At 37.8% G+C, this 20,993-nt stretch carries 10 protein-coding genes and 3 pseudogenes; 8 read left to right on the forward strand and 5 right to left on the reverse strand.

Annotated elements, in window-relative coordinates; genetic code table 11:
• Positions 1-122: 122 nt before the first annotated feature.
• The 3 genes from pta to F981_RS22490 all read right to left on the reverse strand — a co-directional run bounded on the left by pta (position 123) and on the right by F981_RS22490 (position 5,441).
• Positions 123-2,264: a phosphate acetyltransferase gene (pta, locus tag F981_RS22480; RefSeq protein WP_004726548.1), complete on the reverse strand. Its 2,142-nt coding sequence runs from the start codon at positions 2,262-2,264 to the stop codon at positions 123-125.
• Between the two features lie 276 nt (positions 2,265-2,540).
• A complete protein-coding gene (locus F981_RS22485; RefSeq protein WP_034610100.1) occupies positions 2,541-3,758 on the reverse strand; it encodes an acetate/propionate family kinase in 1,218 nt (405 codons plus the stop codon).
• A 417-nt stretch (positions 3,759-4,175) separates the two neighbouring features.
• Positions 4,176-5,441, reverse strand: coding sequence for a glutamate-5-semialdehyde dehydrogenase (locus F981_RS22490; RefSeq protein ID WP_004726553.1), 1,266 nt, complete (start codon positions 5,439-5,441; stop codon positions 4,176-4,178).
• Positions 5,442-5,744: 303 nt separating this feature from the next.
• Here F981_RS22490 and F981_RS22495 point away from each other — a divergent pair.
• Positions 5,745-6,792: pseudogene (locus F981_RS22495) on the forward strand (alpha/beta fold hydrolase); the annotation flags it as partial.
• A 77-nt stretch (positions 6,793-6,869) separates the two neighbouring features.
• A pseudogene (locus tag F981_RS24450) lies at positions 6,870-7,091 on the forward strand (alpha/beta fold hydrolase); the annotation flags it as partial.
• 116 nt (positions 7,092-7,207) lie between these two features.
• Here F981_RS24450 and F981_RS22500 read toward each other — a convergent pair.
• Positions 7,208-8,053: a class I SAM-dependent methyltransferase gene (locus tag F981_RS22500; protein ID WP_004726557.1), complete on the reverse strand. Its 846-nt coding sequence runs from the start codon at positions 8,051-8,053 to the stop codon at positions 7,208-7,210.
• 238 nt (positions 8,054-8,291) lie between these two features.
• Positions 8,292-9,311, reverse strand: a complete 1,020-nt coding sequence (nagZ, locus tag F981_RS22505; protein ID WP_004726559.1) for a beta-N-acetylhexosaminidase — start codon at positions 9,309-9,311, stop codon at positions 8,292-8,294.
• Between the two features lie 196 nt (positions 9,312-9,507).
• Here nagZ and F981_RS22510 point away from each other — a divergent pair, with 196 nt between their 5' ends.
• From F981_RS22510 to F981_RS24455, 6 genes and pseudogenes are all read left to right on the forward strand, one after another.
• Positions 9,508-11,691 (forward strand): carboxy terminal-processing peptidase, encoded by a 2,184-nt coding sequence (locus tag F981_RS22510; protein WP_004726561.1) that lies wholly within the window; start codon positions 9,508-9,510, stop codon positions 11,689-11,691.
• A gap of 210 nt (positions 11,692-11,901) precedes the next feature.
• Positions 11,902-13,977 carry a putative bifunctional diguanylate cyclase/phosphodiesterase gene (locus F981_RS22515; protein WP_004726563.1) on the forward strand — a complete coding sequence of 692 codons (2,076 nt, stop codon included), beginning with the start codon at positions 11,902-11,904 and terminating at the stop codon, positions 13,975-13,977.
• A gap of 1,148 nt (positions 13,978-15,125) precedes the next feature.
• Positions 15,126-16,520, forward strand: a pseudogene (locus F981_RS22520) (TolC family protein); the annotation flags it as partial.
• Positions 16,517-18,658, forward strand: a complete 2,142-nt coding sequence (locus F981_RS22525) for a type I secretion system permease/ATPase (protein WP_004726567.1) — start codon at positions 16,517-16,519, stop codon at positions 18,656-18,658. The pseudogene F981_RS22520 and the gene F981_RS22525, both read left to right, overlap by 4 nt.
• On the forward strand, positions 18,655-19,842 hold the full coding sequence (locus F981_RS22530) for a beta-barrel domain-containing protein (RefSeq protein WP_004726569.1): 1,188 nt from the start codon (positions 18,655-18,657) through the stop codon (positions 19,840-19,842). The genes F981_RS22525 and F981_RS22530 overlap by 4 nt, the downstream gene beginning before the upstream one ends.
• Before the next feature lie 366 nt (positions 19,843-20,208).
• On the forward strand, positions 20,209-20,993 hold a 785-nt coding region (locus F981_RS24455), incomplete at its 3' end, for a BapA/Bap/LapF family prefix-like domain-containing protein (RefSeq protein ID WP_004726571.1).

A 20,993-nucleotide genomic window follows, 5' to 3' on the forward strand; every position in this document is an offset into this window, starting at 1 on the left:
AGCTGTCTGATTGCCATGATAGCAATTAAATCGATGGGGATATCAGTATAACTTTTAGTCAGCATATTATAAAAAATCACCCAATTGATTTGGGTGGTTTTTTTATGTCTAGTAGATCAGCATTAATGCGTAGCTTGTTGTTCTGACTGAATCGCCGTTAATGCAATGGTAAAGACAATATCATCTACCAATGCACCACGAGACAAGTCATTTACAGGTTTATTTAAACCTTGCAGCATAGGACCAACACTGACGACATTGGCAGAGCGCTGAACTGCTTTATAGGTGGTATTGCCTGTATTGAGATCTGGAAAAATAAATACATTGGCACGCCCAGCCACTTGAGAGTCTGGTGCTTTAGAGCGGCCAACACTTTCAACAGATGCAGCATCATATTGTAAAGGGCCATCAATCAGTAAATCTGGACGACGTTGTTTGGCAATTTCCGTGGCTTTTGCAACTTTTTCAACTTCCGCACCTGCACCTGAAGTGCCGGTTGAATAAGAAATCATGGCAATACGTGGATCAATACCAAATGCTTTTGCCGAATCTGCAGATTGAATTGCAATCTCCGCCAATTGTTCAGCATCTGGATCTGGATTGATTGCACAATCACCATATACATAAACTTCGTCTGGCAACAGCATAAAGAAGATTGAAGAGACCAAAGAGTATTCTGGTGCAGTTTTGATCAGCTGGAATGCAGGGCGCACTGTATTGGCGGTGGTATGTATAGCACCAGAAACAAGTCCATCGACTTGATCAAGAGCCAGCATCATCGTACCGAGTACCACAGTATCTTGCAGTTGCTCACGTGCTTGTAATTCGTTGAGTTTGCCTTTGCGTAATTCAACCATTTGGGTCACGTAGTTTTCACGGATCAGATCTGGATCAATAATTTCTAAATCCACAGGGAGTTCAATATTACGTGCTTTGGCGACTTCAAGTACCGCTTCAGGTTTTGCTAATAATACACATTGTGCAATACCGCGGGATTGACAGATCGCTGCGGCTTGAATGGTACGCGGCTCATCACCTTCAGGCAGTACAATACGTTTTTTTGCAGCAATTGATTTTTGCACCAATTCATGACGGAATGCAGAAGGGGATAAACGGGGTTTATAGTCACCATTTAACATCTGAGTCAACCATTCTGGATCAATATGGCTTGAAACGAAGCGGGTCACTTGATCGGCACGTTCAGTATCATCCACAGGAATTTCATTGCTTAGATTGGCAAGTTGCTGTGCTGTTTCAAAGGTACTGAGTGGTGTATGTAAAATCGGTAGACCATTTTTGATTGCAGACTGGCAGAACTCTAAAACCAATGGATTTGGCTCATGATGTTCAGTTAAAACTAAACCTGCGAGTGGAATGCCATTGCTGGTGGCTAAACTACTGGCCAATAACACATCAATACGATCAGAAGCACTGATAATCAGTTCGCCTGCAACGAATTTTTGTAGTTCATGTTCAATATTTGACGCAATTAAACTGCTGTGCAATACACGGCGTGTGTTAGCTTTGCCCTGATTAATCCATGTGGCTTGAATTTGTTTTGCTAGGTCTGAGATGCGTGGCACACTCAATGTATCACTGAATGGAACTAAGCCAATAATTGGAAACGCTGCTGAACCAATGTGTGCATAAGTTTTTTGAATTTCAGTTTTAAATTTTTCAGTATCTGCAACTAAACGTAAGCTTGGATCAATGGTCACCGGAATTTGTGCAGATTCAGCAGGTAAACCGCGGGTACGCATAAACAATACGCCTGCATTACGCGATGATGATGCACCACCAAAATTGCGTACTTGTGCTTCAACTTTTTCAGCAGTTTGTTCTGGTTTTTCGATATTGGCATTGCTGACAAAGATAACTTTGGCATCTAAAGCTTGCGCCAAAGAGGCATTTAAATCACTGGCAAAAGCATCACGTGCAGTAGGGACTAAGCCCTCTACAATGACAATGTCATGGGACTTTGCAATTTGGCGTTGTAAGCTGACTGCTTCTTCAAGGAGCTCATCAGTTTCACCATCATTGAGCTGTTGCGTGATTTTTGTATAAGCTATCGGTTCAACCGTATCTAATTTTGAGATATGACGGTAAAGCGCAGTGGTACGGTCTGGTTCAGCAACTAATTCTTGTGAAAATGGTTTTACAAAGCCTGCTTTAACGCCTTGGCATTCCAATGCATAGACTAAACCTAAACACGCAGACGTTAAGCCTACGCCTTCCCCAGTTGGAACCAATAAAATTGTTTTCATAGACGATTCTTTAATCAGTAAAAATATGTGAATTCATGGGTAAATTGAAGATGAATATCTCCAATCATCTGTTTCACTCAACATCTTTTTAGTGGTGTATACAGTGATCGCAAAAGGATATTCATCTACAAGACTGGTTTATATATTTATGCCAGCTTAAACGATTACAAAACAGCTTTATATCAAAAATCTGCTCAAGATCATTTTTAATAACGAGCTTGAGTATGCTGCTATTTCAACATGTATACCCAAAGCTCGTACAAGACTTACGACAGCTTAAGCTGTCGCAATATCAGATTCAGGCTTTTTTGCGGCCTGTTGTACCTCGTGTTCTACAACATGAACAGTTTCTTTAGCAATACGACCTTCTTCATCAGTTGGTATTACCCAAATTTGAGGACCTGTTCCAGCATCAATTCGACCTTCTGTACCACGTTTTAAACCGTCATTCTGTTCTTTGCTGAGGTTGAAACCGAAGTGTGGTAAGTAAGCAATCGTTTTTTCACGAATATAGGCAGAATTTTCACCAATACCGCCTGTAAAGAATAAACCATCGATACGCGGTAAACCGCAGCTTAATGCCGCAAGTGATTTGGCTAGACGATAACAGAATACTTCAATCGCCAAAGTCGCATCTTCATTGCCTTGTTCTGAAGCTTCAATCAAGGTACGCATATCATTTGAAAGATCTGATAAGCCCAGTAAGCCTGATTCACTGTTCAGCATTTTATCAATTTTATAGATGTCCCAGCCTAGATTTGAAGCAAGGAAGCTATGAATACTTGGATCAACATCACCACTACGGGTACCCATGACCACGCCTTCAAGCGGAGTGAGACCCATGGATGTATCGACACTTTGACCATTCCAGATAGCACAAGTTGAACTACCATTGCCTAAGTGTGCTGTTAACCAACCGCCATGTTTGTAGCTACCCGCAAGTTCAGAACCACGTTCAGAAACATAGGCATGACTGGTGCCATGGAAACCATAACGACGAACATTATGTTGTGTATACAGGAACTTTGGTAAAGCATAACGATATGCATGTGCAGGCATGGTTTGATGGAATGCTGTATCAAATACTGCAACTTGCGGTAATTCAGGGAATAGACGCATTGTCGCATCGATACCGACTAAATGAGCTGGGTTATGCAGCGGTGCAAGTGGTGTTGCTTCACGAATTTTTTCTACAATTTCAGGCGTCAATAACTCAGCTTTGGTTAAGGTACCGCCATGAACAACACGGTGTCCAATGGCTTGAGGTTTATACTGTGATAAACGACCTAAGATGGTTTCTAAAGCTTTTTCATGGTCTGCATAGGGAATTGAAAGCTCAAGCGGTTGATTGCCTGCCGTGATTCCTTTAATACGTGCATCAGCAGAGCCTAGGTTTTCTGCTAAACCAAAGATTCGATCTTCACGACGTTCAGAAACAAGCGCATATTTGATTGATGAAGATCCGCAGTTAATTACTAATACTGATGTAGACACGTTTGAATACCCGAAATTATAATTTAAAAAAGTCATCCTGATTGATCTGATTATGCTTGTTTATAAAGGGCAAATTAGATCAGCAGTCATGTTGTACCATGTGTAGTTTTTTTGTCCTAGATAGACTTTAGGTGATTAGACTTTTGGACTATCGACCTGATATTGATTAATAATTAATATTTATCAATTGATTGTTAAAAATTATCACTCATTGTTGTTTTAATCTATCAGCATTATATAGTTTCTTGTAAATAATCTTGTCCTATCCAAAGGCAATCTTTGCGTCTTTCTAAAAGACAAGCACATATTTTTTATCAAAATTTTAAATTGATTGACGTTTTTAACTGTGTATTAAAAATAAAAAACTCAGCATTTATGTTTAGGATAAATGCTGAGTCGAGTTATTCAAGCTTGGAATCAATGACGAATTTGGCCATCACCTAAAACAATCCATTTTTGCGAGGTTAAACCTTCAAGACCGACTGGGCCACGGGCATGAATTTTATCCGTAGAAATACCAATTTCAGCACCTAAACCATATTCGAAACCATCAGCAAAACGCGTTGAAGCATTGACCATGACTGAACTTGAATCTACACGGGTCAAGAATTGACGCGCTAAGCTAAAGTTTTCAGTGATGATCGCATCGGTATGATGTGAGCCATATTTGTTAATATGTTGAATGGCTTCTTCAATCCCCGTCACAATTTTCACTGCCAAGATTGGACCTAGATATTCTTCATACCAATCTTCTTCACTGGCTGGTTTTACAGCATTGCCTAAGATTTTTTGAACATTGATACAGCCACGTAATTCAACGTTTTTTTCTGCATAAAGCTCAGCGATACGGGGTAAAAACTCTTCCGCAATTTTTTCATCAACCAACAATGTTTCCATTGCATTACACACACCATAACGATGTGTTTTTGAGTTTAATGCGATAGGAAGTGCTTTATGTAGATCTGCCTGCGCCTCAACAAAAACATGGCAGTTTCCATCAAGATGTTTAATCACAGGAATGGTTGCTTCATTGGTAATGCGTTCAATCAAGCCTTTACCGCCACGAGGTACGATAACATCGACATACTCAGACATGGTAATCAATTGACCCACGGCAGCACGGTCAGCGGTGTTAATCACTTGTACACAAGTTTCAGGTAAGCCCGCTGCTTTTAAACCATGTTGAATGGCTTCAGCAATTGCTTGATTTGAATTCAATGCTTCTGAGCCACCACGTAAAATGATGGCATTGCCAGATTTTAACGCAAGTGAGGCGGCTTCAAGGGTAACGTTTGGGCGTGATTCATAAATCATACCGACCACACCTAAAGGCACGCGCATTTTACCAATCTGAATACCTGTTGGACGGAAAGCAAGATCCGTGATTTCACCAATCGGATCGACAAGGCTGATGACATCTTTTAAGCCTTGTAACATCCCTTTAAAGCGCGTGGGGTTGAGTTCTAAACGATCAAGTAAAGCACTATCCAATTGATTGTCACGACCTTTGCTCATGTCAATTTGGTTGGCGGCCAAGATTTGCGGTTGACTATTTTCCAAAGCAGTATAAATCGCAGATAAGGCATTATTTTTTGCAAGTGTAGTTGCGCCTGCCAAAACACTAGCGGCTTGGCGTGCTTGCTTCCCTACAGTTTGCATATACTGTTCAATTGAGTCTTGCATAGCAGTTTATTTGATCATTAAAAATTTCCCTTTGATAGTAGCAGTCTAAGTAAAGCCAAGGAAGTATTTCACTGAAATAAACTTATTTTGCAGCATTGAAGCGTTAAATATCTTGCAAAATCTTTTGCCATTTAAACTGGATAAACGGTCAATTTAGCGATTGCGTATAAATCACACATCTGTAAGAATGAAACAATAAGGACATTGATGTGATACAGAATTCATACGTATCACGAATTTGAAAGAATAATGCGGGTCAAAATCTTGCATATTAAAAGAATAAAGCAAGGATGGAGGAAGGATATGAATTCCATTATCCAAATGGACACAGAATCACACCAATCTTTATCAAGCTTTGGTTTTTTCGACATATACCACAAAAACAGTTTTAAGCAGGAGCCAAGAACAACTTGGATTGATGGCTGGAAAATTGAGTATATGGCGATCGCAGATCCACGAACAATTCACAATACACCGATTGTGATTGTGGGCGGAGCGTTCCAAAACTTTAACTCATATAAGTATTGTGTTGAGCAGTTCTTTGAAAGTGGCCCAGTCATTTTGATTGATTTACCCTCTATGGGCGCCAATCAACAAATCACCAATATCGACTCTGGTTTATCTGCGGGGACATTAGAATTACCTGATCTTTCTCGTATGTTGGGGCAGTGGCTTGATATTGTGGCGATTGAAAAGGTTGCCGTGGTGGGGATTTCTTTAGGTTCTGTGATTGCTTCATTTTTTGTTGATCAACGCCCTGAACTGGTCGAAAAAATGATCTTGATGGGGGTGATGCAAGAAACTCGTAAAAGCTGGCGGATGTTGTTAGAAGAATCATTGATGTTGATGAAAGAGCAACGTATGGGCGAGTTTGGTCAGGCCGTGATTTTGTATTTAGTCAATCATGCCAAGCTTGATAAAACACGCATGTCGCCCACAGCCAAAAGATTGTTCTTTAAGCAAATGGCTGAGTTTTCAAATACTGAACAAGAACGTTATGAAATCAATTGTAATCGTCTATTGCGGTTAAGCCATGTACCGGTTCCTCAAGTGAATACACTGGTGGCATGTGGTCAATACGACAGTTTTACCTTACCTCATGAAAATGCAAACTTTGCTTTGCAATGCCCAGATATGCAGTTTGCAATGATTGCCAATGCCGATCATGTTCCACAATTACAACGTCGTAAAGAAACCATGACTTTATTCACCACTTACTTAAAAGGTGGGTCGATCCAAGGACTGGATGGTATTGTCAATTTCACACGGGAACAAATGCAGCATATAGAGCGTCGTGGGGAAAATCGTATTCAAGTGCTTGATCCACATCGTCAGTTGACACATCGCCATTCAAATAAAGTGATTCAGGTTGACGTGGTTGATTTAAATTACTTTGGTTTATTGATGCGTTTTGATCATCAACAAGATTTAGCTTTTGTAAATCAACATACCCGTGATTTGGCTTTAAATTTAAGTGATGATGAAGGTGAGTTTGCGATTGAATGTTTGATTTTTGAAACCTCTGCATCTGGTGTTCGCGCACTATTTAAGCATGGTAGCTTTGAAAATGCAGATCGCTTATTACGGTTTATTGCACGCCAGACTCAAGCAGTGCAGTTATGTATAGCGCAAGAAGGCGCGGTGGCTTAAGCTTTTGATATATTGATCCGTTAAAAAACCAGTCTTTTGACTGGTTTTTATTTCTCAGAATTGAAGTATTTAAATCTCGAAGTGTTTACGTTTCGAAATATCAATAAATGATTACTTTAGCGTTGTGCATCAATCATCCACACCAAATCACCTAGATGTTCTTCAGTATTGTATTCAGTTGAATCTGTATTGAAATAGACACGGGGCTGAATCACTTCAACTTTTTGAAAACCAGCTTGGTAGATAAAATTTCTGACTTGTTCTGGTGTGACAAAGTGAAAAGTAAAAGCACTTCGTGACATGACTTTTAACAGCTTGCTGCTGTTCCAAATCACTTTTGCCAATTTATTTTTTACCGGTTCAGGGTAAAGGTCGGTGAGATAATGCAGACTGTTAAAGTCTTGCCCATAATGGGCAATCGATTGAATCAATTGTTGTAACAGTTCTTTGGTGAAGTAGTTAATTAAACCTTCACTGATCACGACAAGTGGCCGTTGTGGATCAAATACTTCAAAGGCTTTTTTAAAATCCTCTGTAAATAAGTCGACAGACAACACATCTGGGCTATTGTGATCAATTTGCTTAAGCGCCGTTTGCTTGGTTTTTGCCATATCGGGTAAATCTAATTCACGATAATCAATCAAGGGATAATGTTGCCTAAACCACCAGCCTCTTGGTGACAGTCCAGCGGCTATTTCCAATACTTGTAAGTCAGGAGACTGTTCAATCAGTTCAGCTAAACGCTCATCCAACATGGTATGACGTTGCTTGAGTGTGGTACGCATACTGCCACCGACATATTTTTCTCCCCAACTTTCTATTGGGTGGGCAATCATAGCCAAAGTTTTACCTTTGGATGTGGCAAATAAGGGATGAGAAATGCCCATTTGATACCAAATATAGCCTGTGTAATGGGCTGTAAATGAAATATGGCGGTGCTTGGAAAGTTGCTGGTCTGACATAGTTATCCTTAACTTTTATTTTTTCTAATGGGGTCATGATGAAAAGCAATTAAAACACGACTAAAAATTTAATTTTGCTTCGTCGTCTTTTTTGATCCTTTGCTATCCTCCCTTTGAAAGGAGGATAGCTTAAATCTCTTTAATCATTAAAGGCTTAAAATTTGCCCCCGCTTGTCATCAAGAGGGGCAGGGAAATTGAGTCATTTAGCGCAATATCCTAAGGATATCTCTATTGGTTTTAAAGTGAATTTTTAAATTCTTCAATGACTTTTTTGACAGCTTGCCATTCATGTCCAAGATCAAATGTTTCACCAATGCTGATCTGAGGAATTTTGCCACGCATACGTTCTAAACGTGCTTGATTTGGCAAAGGTAGGTTTTCTATCCCAGCCAATGCAATACATGCCGATTCACGGTTATTGCACACCAAGCCCATATCACAACCTGCGTCGAGGGCAGCACGGATACGTGCATCTGCTCCACCTGCAACACAAGCTGCTTGCATGCTTAAATCATCCGAGAACAACACACCATCAAATTGAAGTTCTTGGCGTAAAATCGTTTGAATCCAGTAAGGTGAAAAACCAGCAGGATTTGGATCTACTTTTTCATATATGACATGTGCAGGCATAAGTGCATCCAGCTGGGTTTGTAGCTGAATAAAACTTTGCATATCGTTGTTATAAATGTCTTGGTATTCACGTGGATCAATTGCTGCAGCAACATGAGAATCTGCTTTCACAGAACCATGTCCAGGAAAGTGTTTTCCTGTGCTTGCCATACCTGCACGTTGCATTCCTTTCATAAATGCGCTGGCAAGCGGCACAATATCTTGTACATTTTTTGCAAAGGCACGATCGCCAATTACATCACTAATGTCATTCAGATCTAAAACAGGTGCAAAACTAAAATCAATCCCCACTGCAAGCACTTCAATTGCCATGAGCCAACCACATTGTTCAGCCAAGGTTAAGGCTTTTTCAGGTTGAGTTAAGTAAAGCTCACCAAAATGCCCCATGGCTGGTAGTAGGGTAAAACCTTGTTTTAGGCGTTGTACTCGTCCACCTTCTTGATCAACGGCAATAAGAATGTCTGGGCGAATTTGGCGCATATGATCGGTTAAAGCGCGAACTTGAGCGGGTGATTCTATATTTCTTGAAAATAAAATCATGCCACCGACTTGCGGAGTTTGTAATAGTTCAATATCTTCTTGAGTAAGTTCTGTGCCTGCAATATCAAGCATCAATGCGCCGATCATAGGAATCCACGGTTGTATTTATATAAACTGGGAAACAATACCCGATTTCTGCAATGATTTGCTACACTTACTCAGTACAGATTATGCTAAAACTACACAACATAAACAGATAAAGTCGTTTAAGATATTGAAACTGTTGAGTTCAGATTGAAAAACGATATAGAAATTGGAAAACCCAAGGAAGTATTAAGAATTTATGAAAATTCAAACTCTCGCTTGCGCTATAGCACTTGCAACAGGTGGTTTATTCTTTACTCATACCATCAATCAGGCAATGGCGGAAACCAATGCTACAAACGTGTCTCAATCGATTCATCCTTCACAAGATCAAGCCTTAGTGACACGTCAACTTGCAACATTGATTGACCGTCAGCATTATTTGAATATGCGTTTAGATGCAAATACATCAAATCGTATTCTAGACATGTATATTGATAGCCTTGATCCAGAGCACACCTTATTTTTAGCTTCAGAAATTGAACAATATAAAAAGCAATATGGTGCAACACTCGGCGCAAAATTAAAAGCAGGCGATTTGTCTGGACCATTTGCGATTCATGCGCATTATCGTGCACGTTTAAAAGAATTTTATGAATTTGAATTGGCTGAACTTAAAAAGACCCAGAACTTAAATCAGCCAAATGAATTTATTGATGCAGATCGTGAGAAAGCTGAGTTCTTTGCCAGCAAAGCCGAGTTGCAAAACTATTGGCGTAAGATGCTGGTGTCGCAATTAATCAATCTCACTATTGCTAAGCAAGAAGATCAAGCCAAACAAAAAGCATTAAAAGATGATCCAACATTGGCTAATGGTCAAGATTTGGCAGCGTCAGAAGATCTTACACCTGTTCAAACACTTACCAAGCGTTATACCCGCCAACTAGAGCGTATCGGTAGAACCAAGAGTGATGACGTACTGGAACGTATCCTCAATGCAATGACCTTGACCTACGATCCACACAGCAATTATTTCCCACCTGTTGATGCTATGGAGTTGAATCGTCAAACCACCTTACAACTTGAAGGTATCGGTGTTTCGATTCGCCCTGAGCGTGGTAATGAAGACTATACCAAGATTGAAACCATTGTAGATGGTGGGCCTGCAAGTAAGACCGGACAGGTCAAATCTGGTGATCGCATTATTGGCGTTGCACAAGATGGCAATAAAATGGTCGACGTGATTGGTTGGCCAAGTTCTGAAATTGTTGGCTTGATTCGTGGTAAACGTGGCACCAAAGTGTCAGTGAAATTGTTGGCTGCGGGCGCTTCTATGAGCCAAGCACGAGTTGTGACCATTACTCGTGATGTGATTCAAGAAGAAGATGCCGGTGTGCGTTCACGTACTGTAGAGCTAACACGTGATGGTAAAAAACATAAGTTTGGTGTTTTAGAAATCCCATCTTTCTATCTGAACTATCGCGCACGTCGTGCAGGGACTGAATACCGTTCTGTTTCAGAAGATACCAATAAAGCATTGAAGTCACTTGCAGCACAAAATGTTGAAGGGATTATTATTGATTTGCGTAATAACCCCGGTGGTTCTTTAGAAGAAGTTGCCAAAATGATTGGGCAAGTGATTAAAGAAGGCCCAGTGGTTCAAATCCGTGATGGTAACGGCAATGTGAGTGTGTTTGAAGACACTGATGGTGGTGCGCAAACTTATTCAGGTCCTTTGGCTGTTTTGGTTAACTTAGCATCTGCTTCTGCCAGTGAAATTTACTCTGCTGCCTTACAAGATTACGATCGTGCTGTAATTTTAGGAAGTACGACCACGGGTAAAGGGACTGCGCAAGTTCAATTGGATAGTCTTGCCTATGGTCAAGCAACCTTAACGCAACGTAAATTCTACCGTGTGACTGGTGGTAGCACCCAAAACAAAGGTGTGATTCCAGATATCAAACTGGTGGATATTTATGATGAAGAGTTTGGTGAGCGTAAAGCTAAAAATGCTTTGAAATGGGATACGATTCCGACTGCACCGTTTAAACGTGAAGGTTCAATTCAACCGTATGTGGCACAGCTTGGTGAAAAATCAAAAGTTCGTGCGGCAGGTGATCCACAGTTCCAATATTTAGAGACGCGTAAAGCGATTGCTCAAGAAACTAAAGATCAGAAACGAATCTCTTTAGATATTGATAAACGTAAAGCAGATTTGGTAGCGCTTGAAGCAAGAACATTGGCTGCAGAGAACAAGCGTCGTACTGAAACAGGATTAAAGCCATATTCAAATTGGGAAAGTTACCAAGCAAGTTTGGATGCCTTGGCTGAATCGAGAGCAAAAATGAAGGTAAACCAACGTCCGTCATTGCCTGAGGAAGAGACCTTTGTGAATGAGGCTGCCAATGTTCTGTTAGATTTGGCACATCTAACAAGTAAATAACTAAAAATTCTATTTAGGTAAAATAAAAAAGCATATCTCGGATATGCTTTTTTTATTTCGATTCAAAAAATAACTTGACGTTCAATAGGATAGTGATATTTTAAGTAAAACGAACGTTCTTTAAAAAAGGTGAACCTTCTCGCAATTTTGCGTTGTATATATAGAGGTTGCTTATAACAAAAATAGGTTCATTACTGGAAGTAAATTTTTATGAGTTATATGAGTTATGATAGTAATCTCGTAATAGGTTCTGCATGTATTGCAGTTATCATCTGTTACGTAGCTATTTCATTAGAACAACTCATATTTACCCAGCACACTCCTCGTCTACAGAAAATTATCTTGTGTTTAAGTGGCATGGTTTTTGGCTTCGCCATTTGGGCAATGCACTTTGTCGGAATGTTGGCTTGTGATCTACCACAAGGTTATTCCTTTGATCTAACATTAACCGTGATTTCCTATATTATTGCCGCATTGGCTTCAACTTTTGCGATATGGTTGACTACTCAAGAGACCTTGCCGATTGTACGGTTGATTTTAGGTGGATTGTTGATGGGGCTGGGAATTTCTGGGATGCATTATATTGGCATGCTGGGGTTAACTATCCCAAATCAACAAGTTGATTATGATGCTATTTTGGTGATGCTCTCTGTCATCATTGCGATTAGTGGTTCTGGCTTGTCTTTCTGGCTCGCATTTAAATATAAGAATTCTTTTAACCATAAGATGCTTTATAAAATTGCTGTATCGATCATGATCGCTCTCAGTATTGTGGGAATGCATTATATCGGTATGGCAGCAGCAACGATCTCATCGGTGCATGACCATCATTTTGGAAGTCAATTACACGAAGGGCAAGGTATTTTATTGTTTACCATTATTTTTGTAGCGAGTTTAATACTTGTTTCTGCTTTTTGTGTGGCGATTTTAGAACGAAGATTAGAAGAACGTAGTTTACAGTTATTACAAGCCAATAAAGAGCTTGAAGACTTAGCACTTCAAGACAATTTAACTAAACTTCCAAACCGATTATTTCTAGTTGAATATACTGATGCTTTATTTTTAGATTATAAGGATATCCAGTCTAAAATTGCTTTTATTTATATTGATTTAGACCGCTTTAAATCTGTTAACGACGCATTTGGTCATCATATCGGTGATGAGCTTCTGGTTAAACTCGCCCAGCGTTTATATCCGTTACTTAAGGATGGGCAAAGACTCACTCGTATTGGTGGAGATGAGTTTATTCTGATTCTGGAAGATTCTAATCGTAATGAAGCTGAAGAGATTGCCGAATTGTTCTTACAAAAAATACAAGATGGTTTTCAAATCTCAGGTAAAGAAATTAATATTTCTGCCAGTATTGGCATCGTATTTTTCCCCGACCACGGGCAGAACTTACAAGATTTATTGATCAATGCTGACTCCGCCATGATGCAATCTAAAGAGCAGGGGCGTAATACTTTTAGTGTTTATAGCAGTTCATTAGACCAACAACACCAAAGTCGAAGTCAATCTAAACTCATCAATGATTTATATAAAGCAGTTGAAGAACAACAATTTATTCTATTTTATCAACCTAAATTCACTGCGGACTACCAAATTTGTGGGGTAGAAGCTTTAATCCGTTGGAAGCATCCAACCCTAGGCTTGTTAGCCCCGAGTATGTTTATTGATGGCGCTGAGCAAACGGGGCTGATTATTCGTATGGGCTATTGGGCCTTAGAGAAAGCATGTAAGCAAATTCAAGAATGGGAAGATAAAAAATATGCTTTTGGTCCCATCGCCGTAAATCTTTCAGCAGTACAATTTGAACATAAGCATTTGATTGAAACTTTAGAAAAATTGATTCAAAAATACCATGTCAAAAATGGTAATTTAATTATTGAAATTACTGAATCTACAGCGATGCATCATATAGATGACAGTATTCAAACCTTTGAGAAATTAAGAAATTTAGGTATTCGACTGGCAATTGATGATTTTGGAACGGGGCATTCGAGTTTCTTGTATTTAAAAGATTTACCAGTAGATGAATTAAAAATAGATCGAGAATTTATCCGTAATTTGTGTGAAGGTTCAAAAGAACAAATCATTTTAGAAAGTATTATCCATTTGGCGATTCGTTTGGGTCTGGTGGTGACGGCAGAAGGCGTTGAAACTGAACAGCAGGCGCAGATTCTTAAACGGTTAGGTTGCCAGCAATTACAAGGTTATTTATTAGGCATGCCGTTACCTGCAGACCGTTTGGAAACCAATTATAGTATGGTTAAAGCCATACCTTAGATATAAAAATATTCAGCCAGCTAAAGACCTAGCACGATCATTCAAACGAGGTTTAAGATGGGCCTGTAGCATGTATTTTTTTGAATGAGTTTTAAAATAAATTAGACGATACTTTTCGCTCAGAGCAGTTAGCTATTTACAGTATTTCTAAATCATTATACAAATTTAAATATAATTGTTAAATATTTTTATATAATAGAGGTATTTAAAAATGTAAATTGAATATTTGGTTTTTATTTAGAATATGGATTTAGATAAGAAGTGTTAATCTTTTTTAATAATTTACATCAAGGTTAGATTAATTTATATATTTATTGTAAATTAATTATTTGAATTCATAGAATTTTTTTTATCAACTTAGGTGGTTTTTAATTATAAATATGTATAGAAAAATATAATTATTTAATTCGGTTTGAGTTGCTTTAGTGGGATTTTTCTATATTTTATAATTGTGGTTTTTTTTGATTTTTGATTAAACTAAAGTTTATATTTTTAGTAAATATGTTGTGATTTAAGGGTGTGTGGAGTTTAGTAAATATATCGATCTGGAAATAAGTGATATGGTAGCTTTTTAATATAATAATCATCCCAAAGACTTTGCAATTTTTTAACTTGTTGAGGTGGTTTATTTTAAGTTAAATCTTAATTTATATTGTAAGGTATCTTGACTTGAAATGTGTTGGTATATCATTAATTTTTAATAAAATGCTCCAATTTTATTAGTGTAGAGTATGTTGAAAAACATCCATATTGTTTTATATTTCAATAAATAAGTTTTTGCAATTTTAAATGTGTATTAAAAATTCTGGTGTATTAAACATCTTTTAGTAATTAAAATTCTATATAAAACAATATTTTGGGTGGTTGCTGGTTCCTTTTTTTTGAAGGGTATGTTTTTTTGCTCTTAGATTAAATTATTCTCTAAAAAATTTCATAATAGAATTAAGGTTTTAAAATTCATGAATATAAACTGGCTGTTTTCTTATTTTTTATTATTTTAAGAGATGAGAGCTTCGATGAGTAATGTTTTTTTTTACCAAAAGCAGTTTCTATTTATAATCAGATCAACGACTAATTTTTTTATATTTCTCTGTATCGTTTTTACTGTATCGATGACAAAGGCAGAAATAGTATTAACAAAACCAGAGAATAATTTAAAGAATAAACTTTCTCAATTCTTGGCTCCTGAGTCTAATCAGGATTATAAATTTGTTAATTTACAAAAATTAAGTAATTTGCAATTAGAACAAAGTCAATTCCAAAAAATTGGGAATGACGGTTTTTTTTCAACTATACCTAATGCCTTATCAAATGATTCTATTGGTTTAATTGATGCGATCTATTATTCAATTCAACAAAATCCTGATATTTCTCAAGCGATTGCTAGCTTATCAGCACAAAATTCAGGGGTTGATTTTGCAAAAGCTGGTTATTATCCACAATTATCGGGAGGAGTGAGTACAGGAGATTTAACAACTGGAGAGCGAGGTCGCCAGTTACTCAGTTTAAATGCAACCCAGATGGTTTATGATTTTGGAAAAATAAAGTCTGGGGTTTCAGTAGCACAAGCCAAGGTACAACTTGAACAAGCAAATGTTTTAGTCAGTATAGATGATATCGCTTTAGATACGTCCCAAACTATTATTAATATTCAGCGTTATCTTCGGTTGAATAAAATTGCAGAACAACAAATAGCTGGTATTCAACGAATTAAAGATATCGCAAATTTACGTGCCAATGCTGGAATCAGTAGTCAAGCTGATCCAATTCAAGCTCAATCTTATTTAGAGTCAGCACAATCAGGTTTAATTGCTCAACAGTCTTTGTTACGCCAGTATCAACAACATTTACGAATACTTTTAGGCGTGGATATTTTTAATAAGCTTTGGATAATTCCAGATGATTTAGTCATGCAATCGGATCTATATGGCGAACCTCAATTTAATATCATTCCTAAAATGATTGTAGCTCTCGCTAAAGTGGAAGTTGCAAAAGCTCAAAAAGATCAGACTCGATTAAGTCGTTATCCAACTTTTGCAGTTAAAGGCTCTTTAAATCAAGCTTTAAATGGTCGTAATCCGAATAATGGTAGAGATGATGGATTTTATAGTTCAATTATGCTTGAAGCGACTAGTCAGTTTTACCAAGGTGGGGCTAATTCTTCTCAAGTAAAAATGGCGAGTTATGCAGAAGAGGCTGCAAAATCAGAAGTGAGCTCGGTATACCGAGATGTTCTAAATCAGATTAGGACGAACCGTGAACAAATTGAAAATAAACAGCGCCAGATACAAGTTTTAGTAAATAGGCAAGAAACTACAGTTCGGACCAGAGAGCTATACCAAGAACAATATAAGCTTGGAACACGTTCATTGGTTGATTTACTTAATGCCGAGCAAGCAATCCATAGTGCAAATGCAGAACTCGAAACAGCACGTTATGACATCTATAACAGTATCGTTCAGTATATTGCAGCGACAGGCCGTTCGAGACAGGTTTATGGCTTAAACAATATTTCAATTCAGGGGTTCGAAGTCCAGCCATGACAACAAAAATTAATTATCAACCTTGGTTAAAGGCAATACTTAGTGTTGCTAAGTATTATCGAATTGAGCCATCAGAAGAAAGAATCCGCTTACAATTGGATTGGAATCAAAACCAAAATCTTGACGATATTTTACAATTGATTGCCCGTCAGGTTGGGTTAAATTTACTTAAAACCGATTTTTCAGTAGGGCTTTTAAACCCATGGCTTTTACCTGTTATTGTTGCATTTGATGATGGGCAAGTGGGGGTGATTGATAAAGCAGATAAGTTGGGAAATGTGAATATTCAATTCAGTGGTGATCAAGGTTTATCACAAAGTTTTCATATAGATTTATTAAAAGATGAAATCAAGCATGCATATATTTTGCGGCCAGAGACTTCAATTCCGGATGCCCGTGTTGATGAATACATTAAGCCATATCAAGAAAATTGGTTCTGGTCGATTGCTTTACAAGATTGGAAGCGGTATATCGATATAATGTTTGCCTCTTTGATTGCAAACATATTGGCATTGGCAACCATTGTCTTTTCTATGCAAGTTTATGACCGTGTCGTACCTTCACAATCTATTTCAACATTGTGGGTGTTAGCTGGTGGGGTATTAATTGCTGCAATCTTTGAATTCGTATTACGTGTATCTCGTGTTTATTTATCCGATATTATTGGAAAACGAGCAGATTTGCGTATTTCAGATCGCGTTCTGGGACACGCTCTAAGAATTAAAAATAAAGATCGTTCAAAATCGACAGGTAGTTTTATATCTCAAATTCGCGAACTTGAAGGTGTTAGAGAGCTTATTACTTCTACCACAATTGGCGCGATTGCTGACTTCCCATTCTTTTTTCTTTTTTTGATCATTTTTGCCTTCATTGGGGGGAATTTATTTTGGGTGATGTTATTGGTTATTCCACTCATGATTTTACCTGCTATTTTGGTACAGAAAAAATTGGCACATCTGGCACAAGAGGGGATGCGTGAATCTGCTATTCGTAATGCAATATTAGTAGAAGTTGTCCAAGGGATAGAAGATATCAAGTTATTGAGGGCGGAGTCTCGTTTCCAAAATCAGTGGAACCATATGAATGAAATTTCAGCTGATATTGGGATGAAACAACGTAAAATTGTGGGTACTTTGATGGCCTGGACACAAAAACTTCAGGGTCTGACATACGCTATGGTTGTTTTAGTTGGCTGTTTTGCTGTGATCGATGGTGAAATGACAACTGGTGCTCTGGTTGCCTGTTCAATTTTATCATCACGAATGCTGGCTCCAATTGCCCAAATTACAGGAATACTAGGGCGTTTACAGCAAGCTAAAATAGCGAAACAAAGTTTAGATGAGTTGATGAAGCGACCTATTGATCAAGCAGAGCATTCTCATTTAGTTCACAAACCTGTTTTAAATGGAGACTATGAATTAAAGAATGTTTTGTTTCAATATGGAGATGACGATCCTAAACCGAGCCTTATGATTCGTCATTTGAAAATTCGTACAGGCGAAAAAATCGCAATATTAGGTCGTAATGGTGCGGGGAAGTCAACTTTGCTGCAATTACTATCAGGTATGCAGGAACCAACTCAAGGTGCAGTTCATCTTGACGGCCTGGACTTATCTTTAATAGATCCATCTGATGTACGACGTGATATGGGTTTACTCAATCAAAATGCGTATTTGTTCTATGGCACAATTCGTGAAAATTTGACATTAGGTTCACCTTTAGCAACGGATGCGGACATATTAAATGTCTTGACTGTTACAGGGGCCCTCGCTTTTGTTCAAGAAAAGAAGGAAGGATTAGATCACCTGATTTTGGAAGGAGGGATTGGTTTTTCTGGAGGTCAACGACAAGCATTTTTATTGGCTCGATTATTGATTCGTCAACCTAATATATTATTGCTGGATGAACCTACAGCATCCATTGATGATGTTGCAGAAAAACAACTGATTGATCATTTGAAAGGTTGGCTAGCTCATAGGACGCTCATTGTTGCAACACATCGCCGAGCTGTATTAGAACTGGTTGATCGTATTATTGTCGTTAATGATGGAAAAATTGTAATGGATGGGCCAAGAGATCAGATATTAAGTCAATCTATTGCTCAACAAAACAATATTAAACAAGGGGATAATTCATGAGCGAGCAACAAGAAAAAGATCGTTCAATGAATGTTTCATATACCGAGCCACCTTTACCTAGTGTCAGCTTAGTTATTTGGATTGTAGGTATTGGTTTTCTAGTTTTCTGTACTTGGGCATGGATATTTAAACTTGAGGAAGTATCTACTGGGGTGGGAAAAGTTATTCCTTCATCTAAAGAACAGGTAATTCAGTCTTTGGAAGGAGGGATTCTCACCAAATTAAATGTACAAGAAGGTGATATCGTTGAGAAGGGTGAAGTACTCGCACAGTTAGATTCCACTCGTTTTGCATCAAATGTTGGTGAATCCAAATCTCTACTTGTTGCAGCCCAGGCAACAGCAGCTCGTTTACGTGCAGAAGTAAATGGAACACCATTAGTTTTCCCTAAGATTGTTGCAACAGATTCACAGTTGGTGAGTGAGGAAACGGCTTTATATCAGTCGAGACGGGAGGATGTAGAGCAGACTTTGAAAGGGTATAAAGAGGCGTTACAGTTGGTACAGCAGGAATTAACTATGACTGAGCCATTGGTTGCTAAAGGAGCGGCTAGTGAAGTTGAAGTTTTACGTTTGCGTCGTTCAGCAAATGATTTACAAAATAAAATGAATGATGTTCGTAATCAATATTATGTGAAAGCTCGGGAAGAATTAGCTAAAGCCAATATGGATATCCAAACTCAGCAACAAGTGGTTATGGGGAGAACTGATAGTTTAGATCGAACAATTTTTAGGGCACCAGTACGTGGTGTAGTGAAAGAAATTTCGGTGACAACTCAAGGTGGTGTCATACCACAAAATGGCAAGTTTATGACGATAGTTCCAATTGATGAAAAGCTTTTGATTGAAGCTCGGATCTTGCCACGTGATATCGCTTTTATTCATCCAGGGCAAGAAGCACTAGTAAAAGTCACGGCATATGATTATTCAATTTATGGTGGATTAAAAGGTAAAGTGACAGTGATATCTCCAGATACTATTCGGGACGAGGTAAAACAAGATCAATTTTATTATAGAGTATATATTCGTACGGATTCTGATAAGCTTTATAATAAGTATAAAAAATCATTTGCAATAACCCCTGGTATGGTGGCTAGTGTGGATATTCGTACTGGTGAGAAAACAATACTAGATTATTTGCTAAAACCATTTAATAAAGTAAAAGAAGCGTTGCGTGAAAGGTAGATTCTTTAATATAGATATGAATTATAAATATTAGTAATTTTTAGCTATTTTTTTTGAATGTTTTTATTATTTTAAAATGTGAATTTTATTATTTGTATTTTAAAACACAACTGGGTAATAATTATATTTTAGACATTTAATTGATGTAAGATATTGAAAAATAGATAATATATTTAATTTAATTGCTTTGATTAAAAAACATACTGTGTTTTTGATTTTTTTATGTGATGAAATTCATGTATAGAATTTATTTGTGTGTTGAGGTTTGCCTTTATTTTATCTAATTTATTCCATAGTTTGGGCTCTTTTTATTTAAGAGCTTTAAATTGGATTCATTTAAATAAAATCCTTTAAGGGGCATAAAATATGTCAGAAATACAAGTTGTTTCTAAGGAAAGTCATAAGATTTTAGAAACTACAACAAAAGATAATGTTTCACTTTCAGAAGCATCCGTAGTTTTAATAAGGGTGAATAAAGAAGATGTTTCTGAAATAAGACAGGATGGTAGAAATGCAATTATTACTTTAAAAAATGGTGAAAAGATTGTAATAGTTGATTTCTTTAATGGTGGTAATTATTCAACTGATAATAGTTTGGTTTTTGAAGATGGTAACCATAAATTAGTTTGGGTGCAATTTACAGATAGTAATGGAGCACTATTAGAGAATATTACATATAGTTATATCGATGATATCGAACCATTACTTTATCATGATGGGGCAGCCTCGCCATGGGCATGGCTATCGGTACCATTAACTGCTGCAGGAATTTTGTGGTGGGCAAATGATAATGATGGTGATGGTAAATCCTCAGTAAAACCTGATACTACTCCACCCGCAGCCCCTATAGTTGATCCAATCAATGGGAAAGATCCAATTACAGGTACAGCTGAACCAGGTTCAACAGTCACAGTCACTTATCCCGATGGTACAAAAACAACAGTTATTGCAGGTCCAGATGGAACTTGGACAGTGCCAAATCCTGGTTTAAAAGATGGTGATGAAGTTAAGGTAATTACAACAGATCCAGCAGGGAATAATTCATTACCAACAGTAGTCGTTGTAGATGCTATTCCACCAGCAGCTCCTGTAGTAGATCCAATCAATGGAACAGATCCAATTACAGGTACAGCTGAACCAGGTTCAACAGT

The organism is Acinetobacter guillouiae CIP 63.46, assembly GCF_000368145.1.
Lineage (GTDB): Bacteria > Pseudomonadota > Gammaproteobacteria > Pseudomonadales > Moraxellaceae > Acinetobacter > Acinetobacter guillouiae.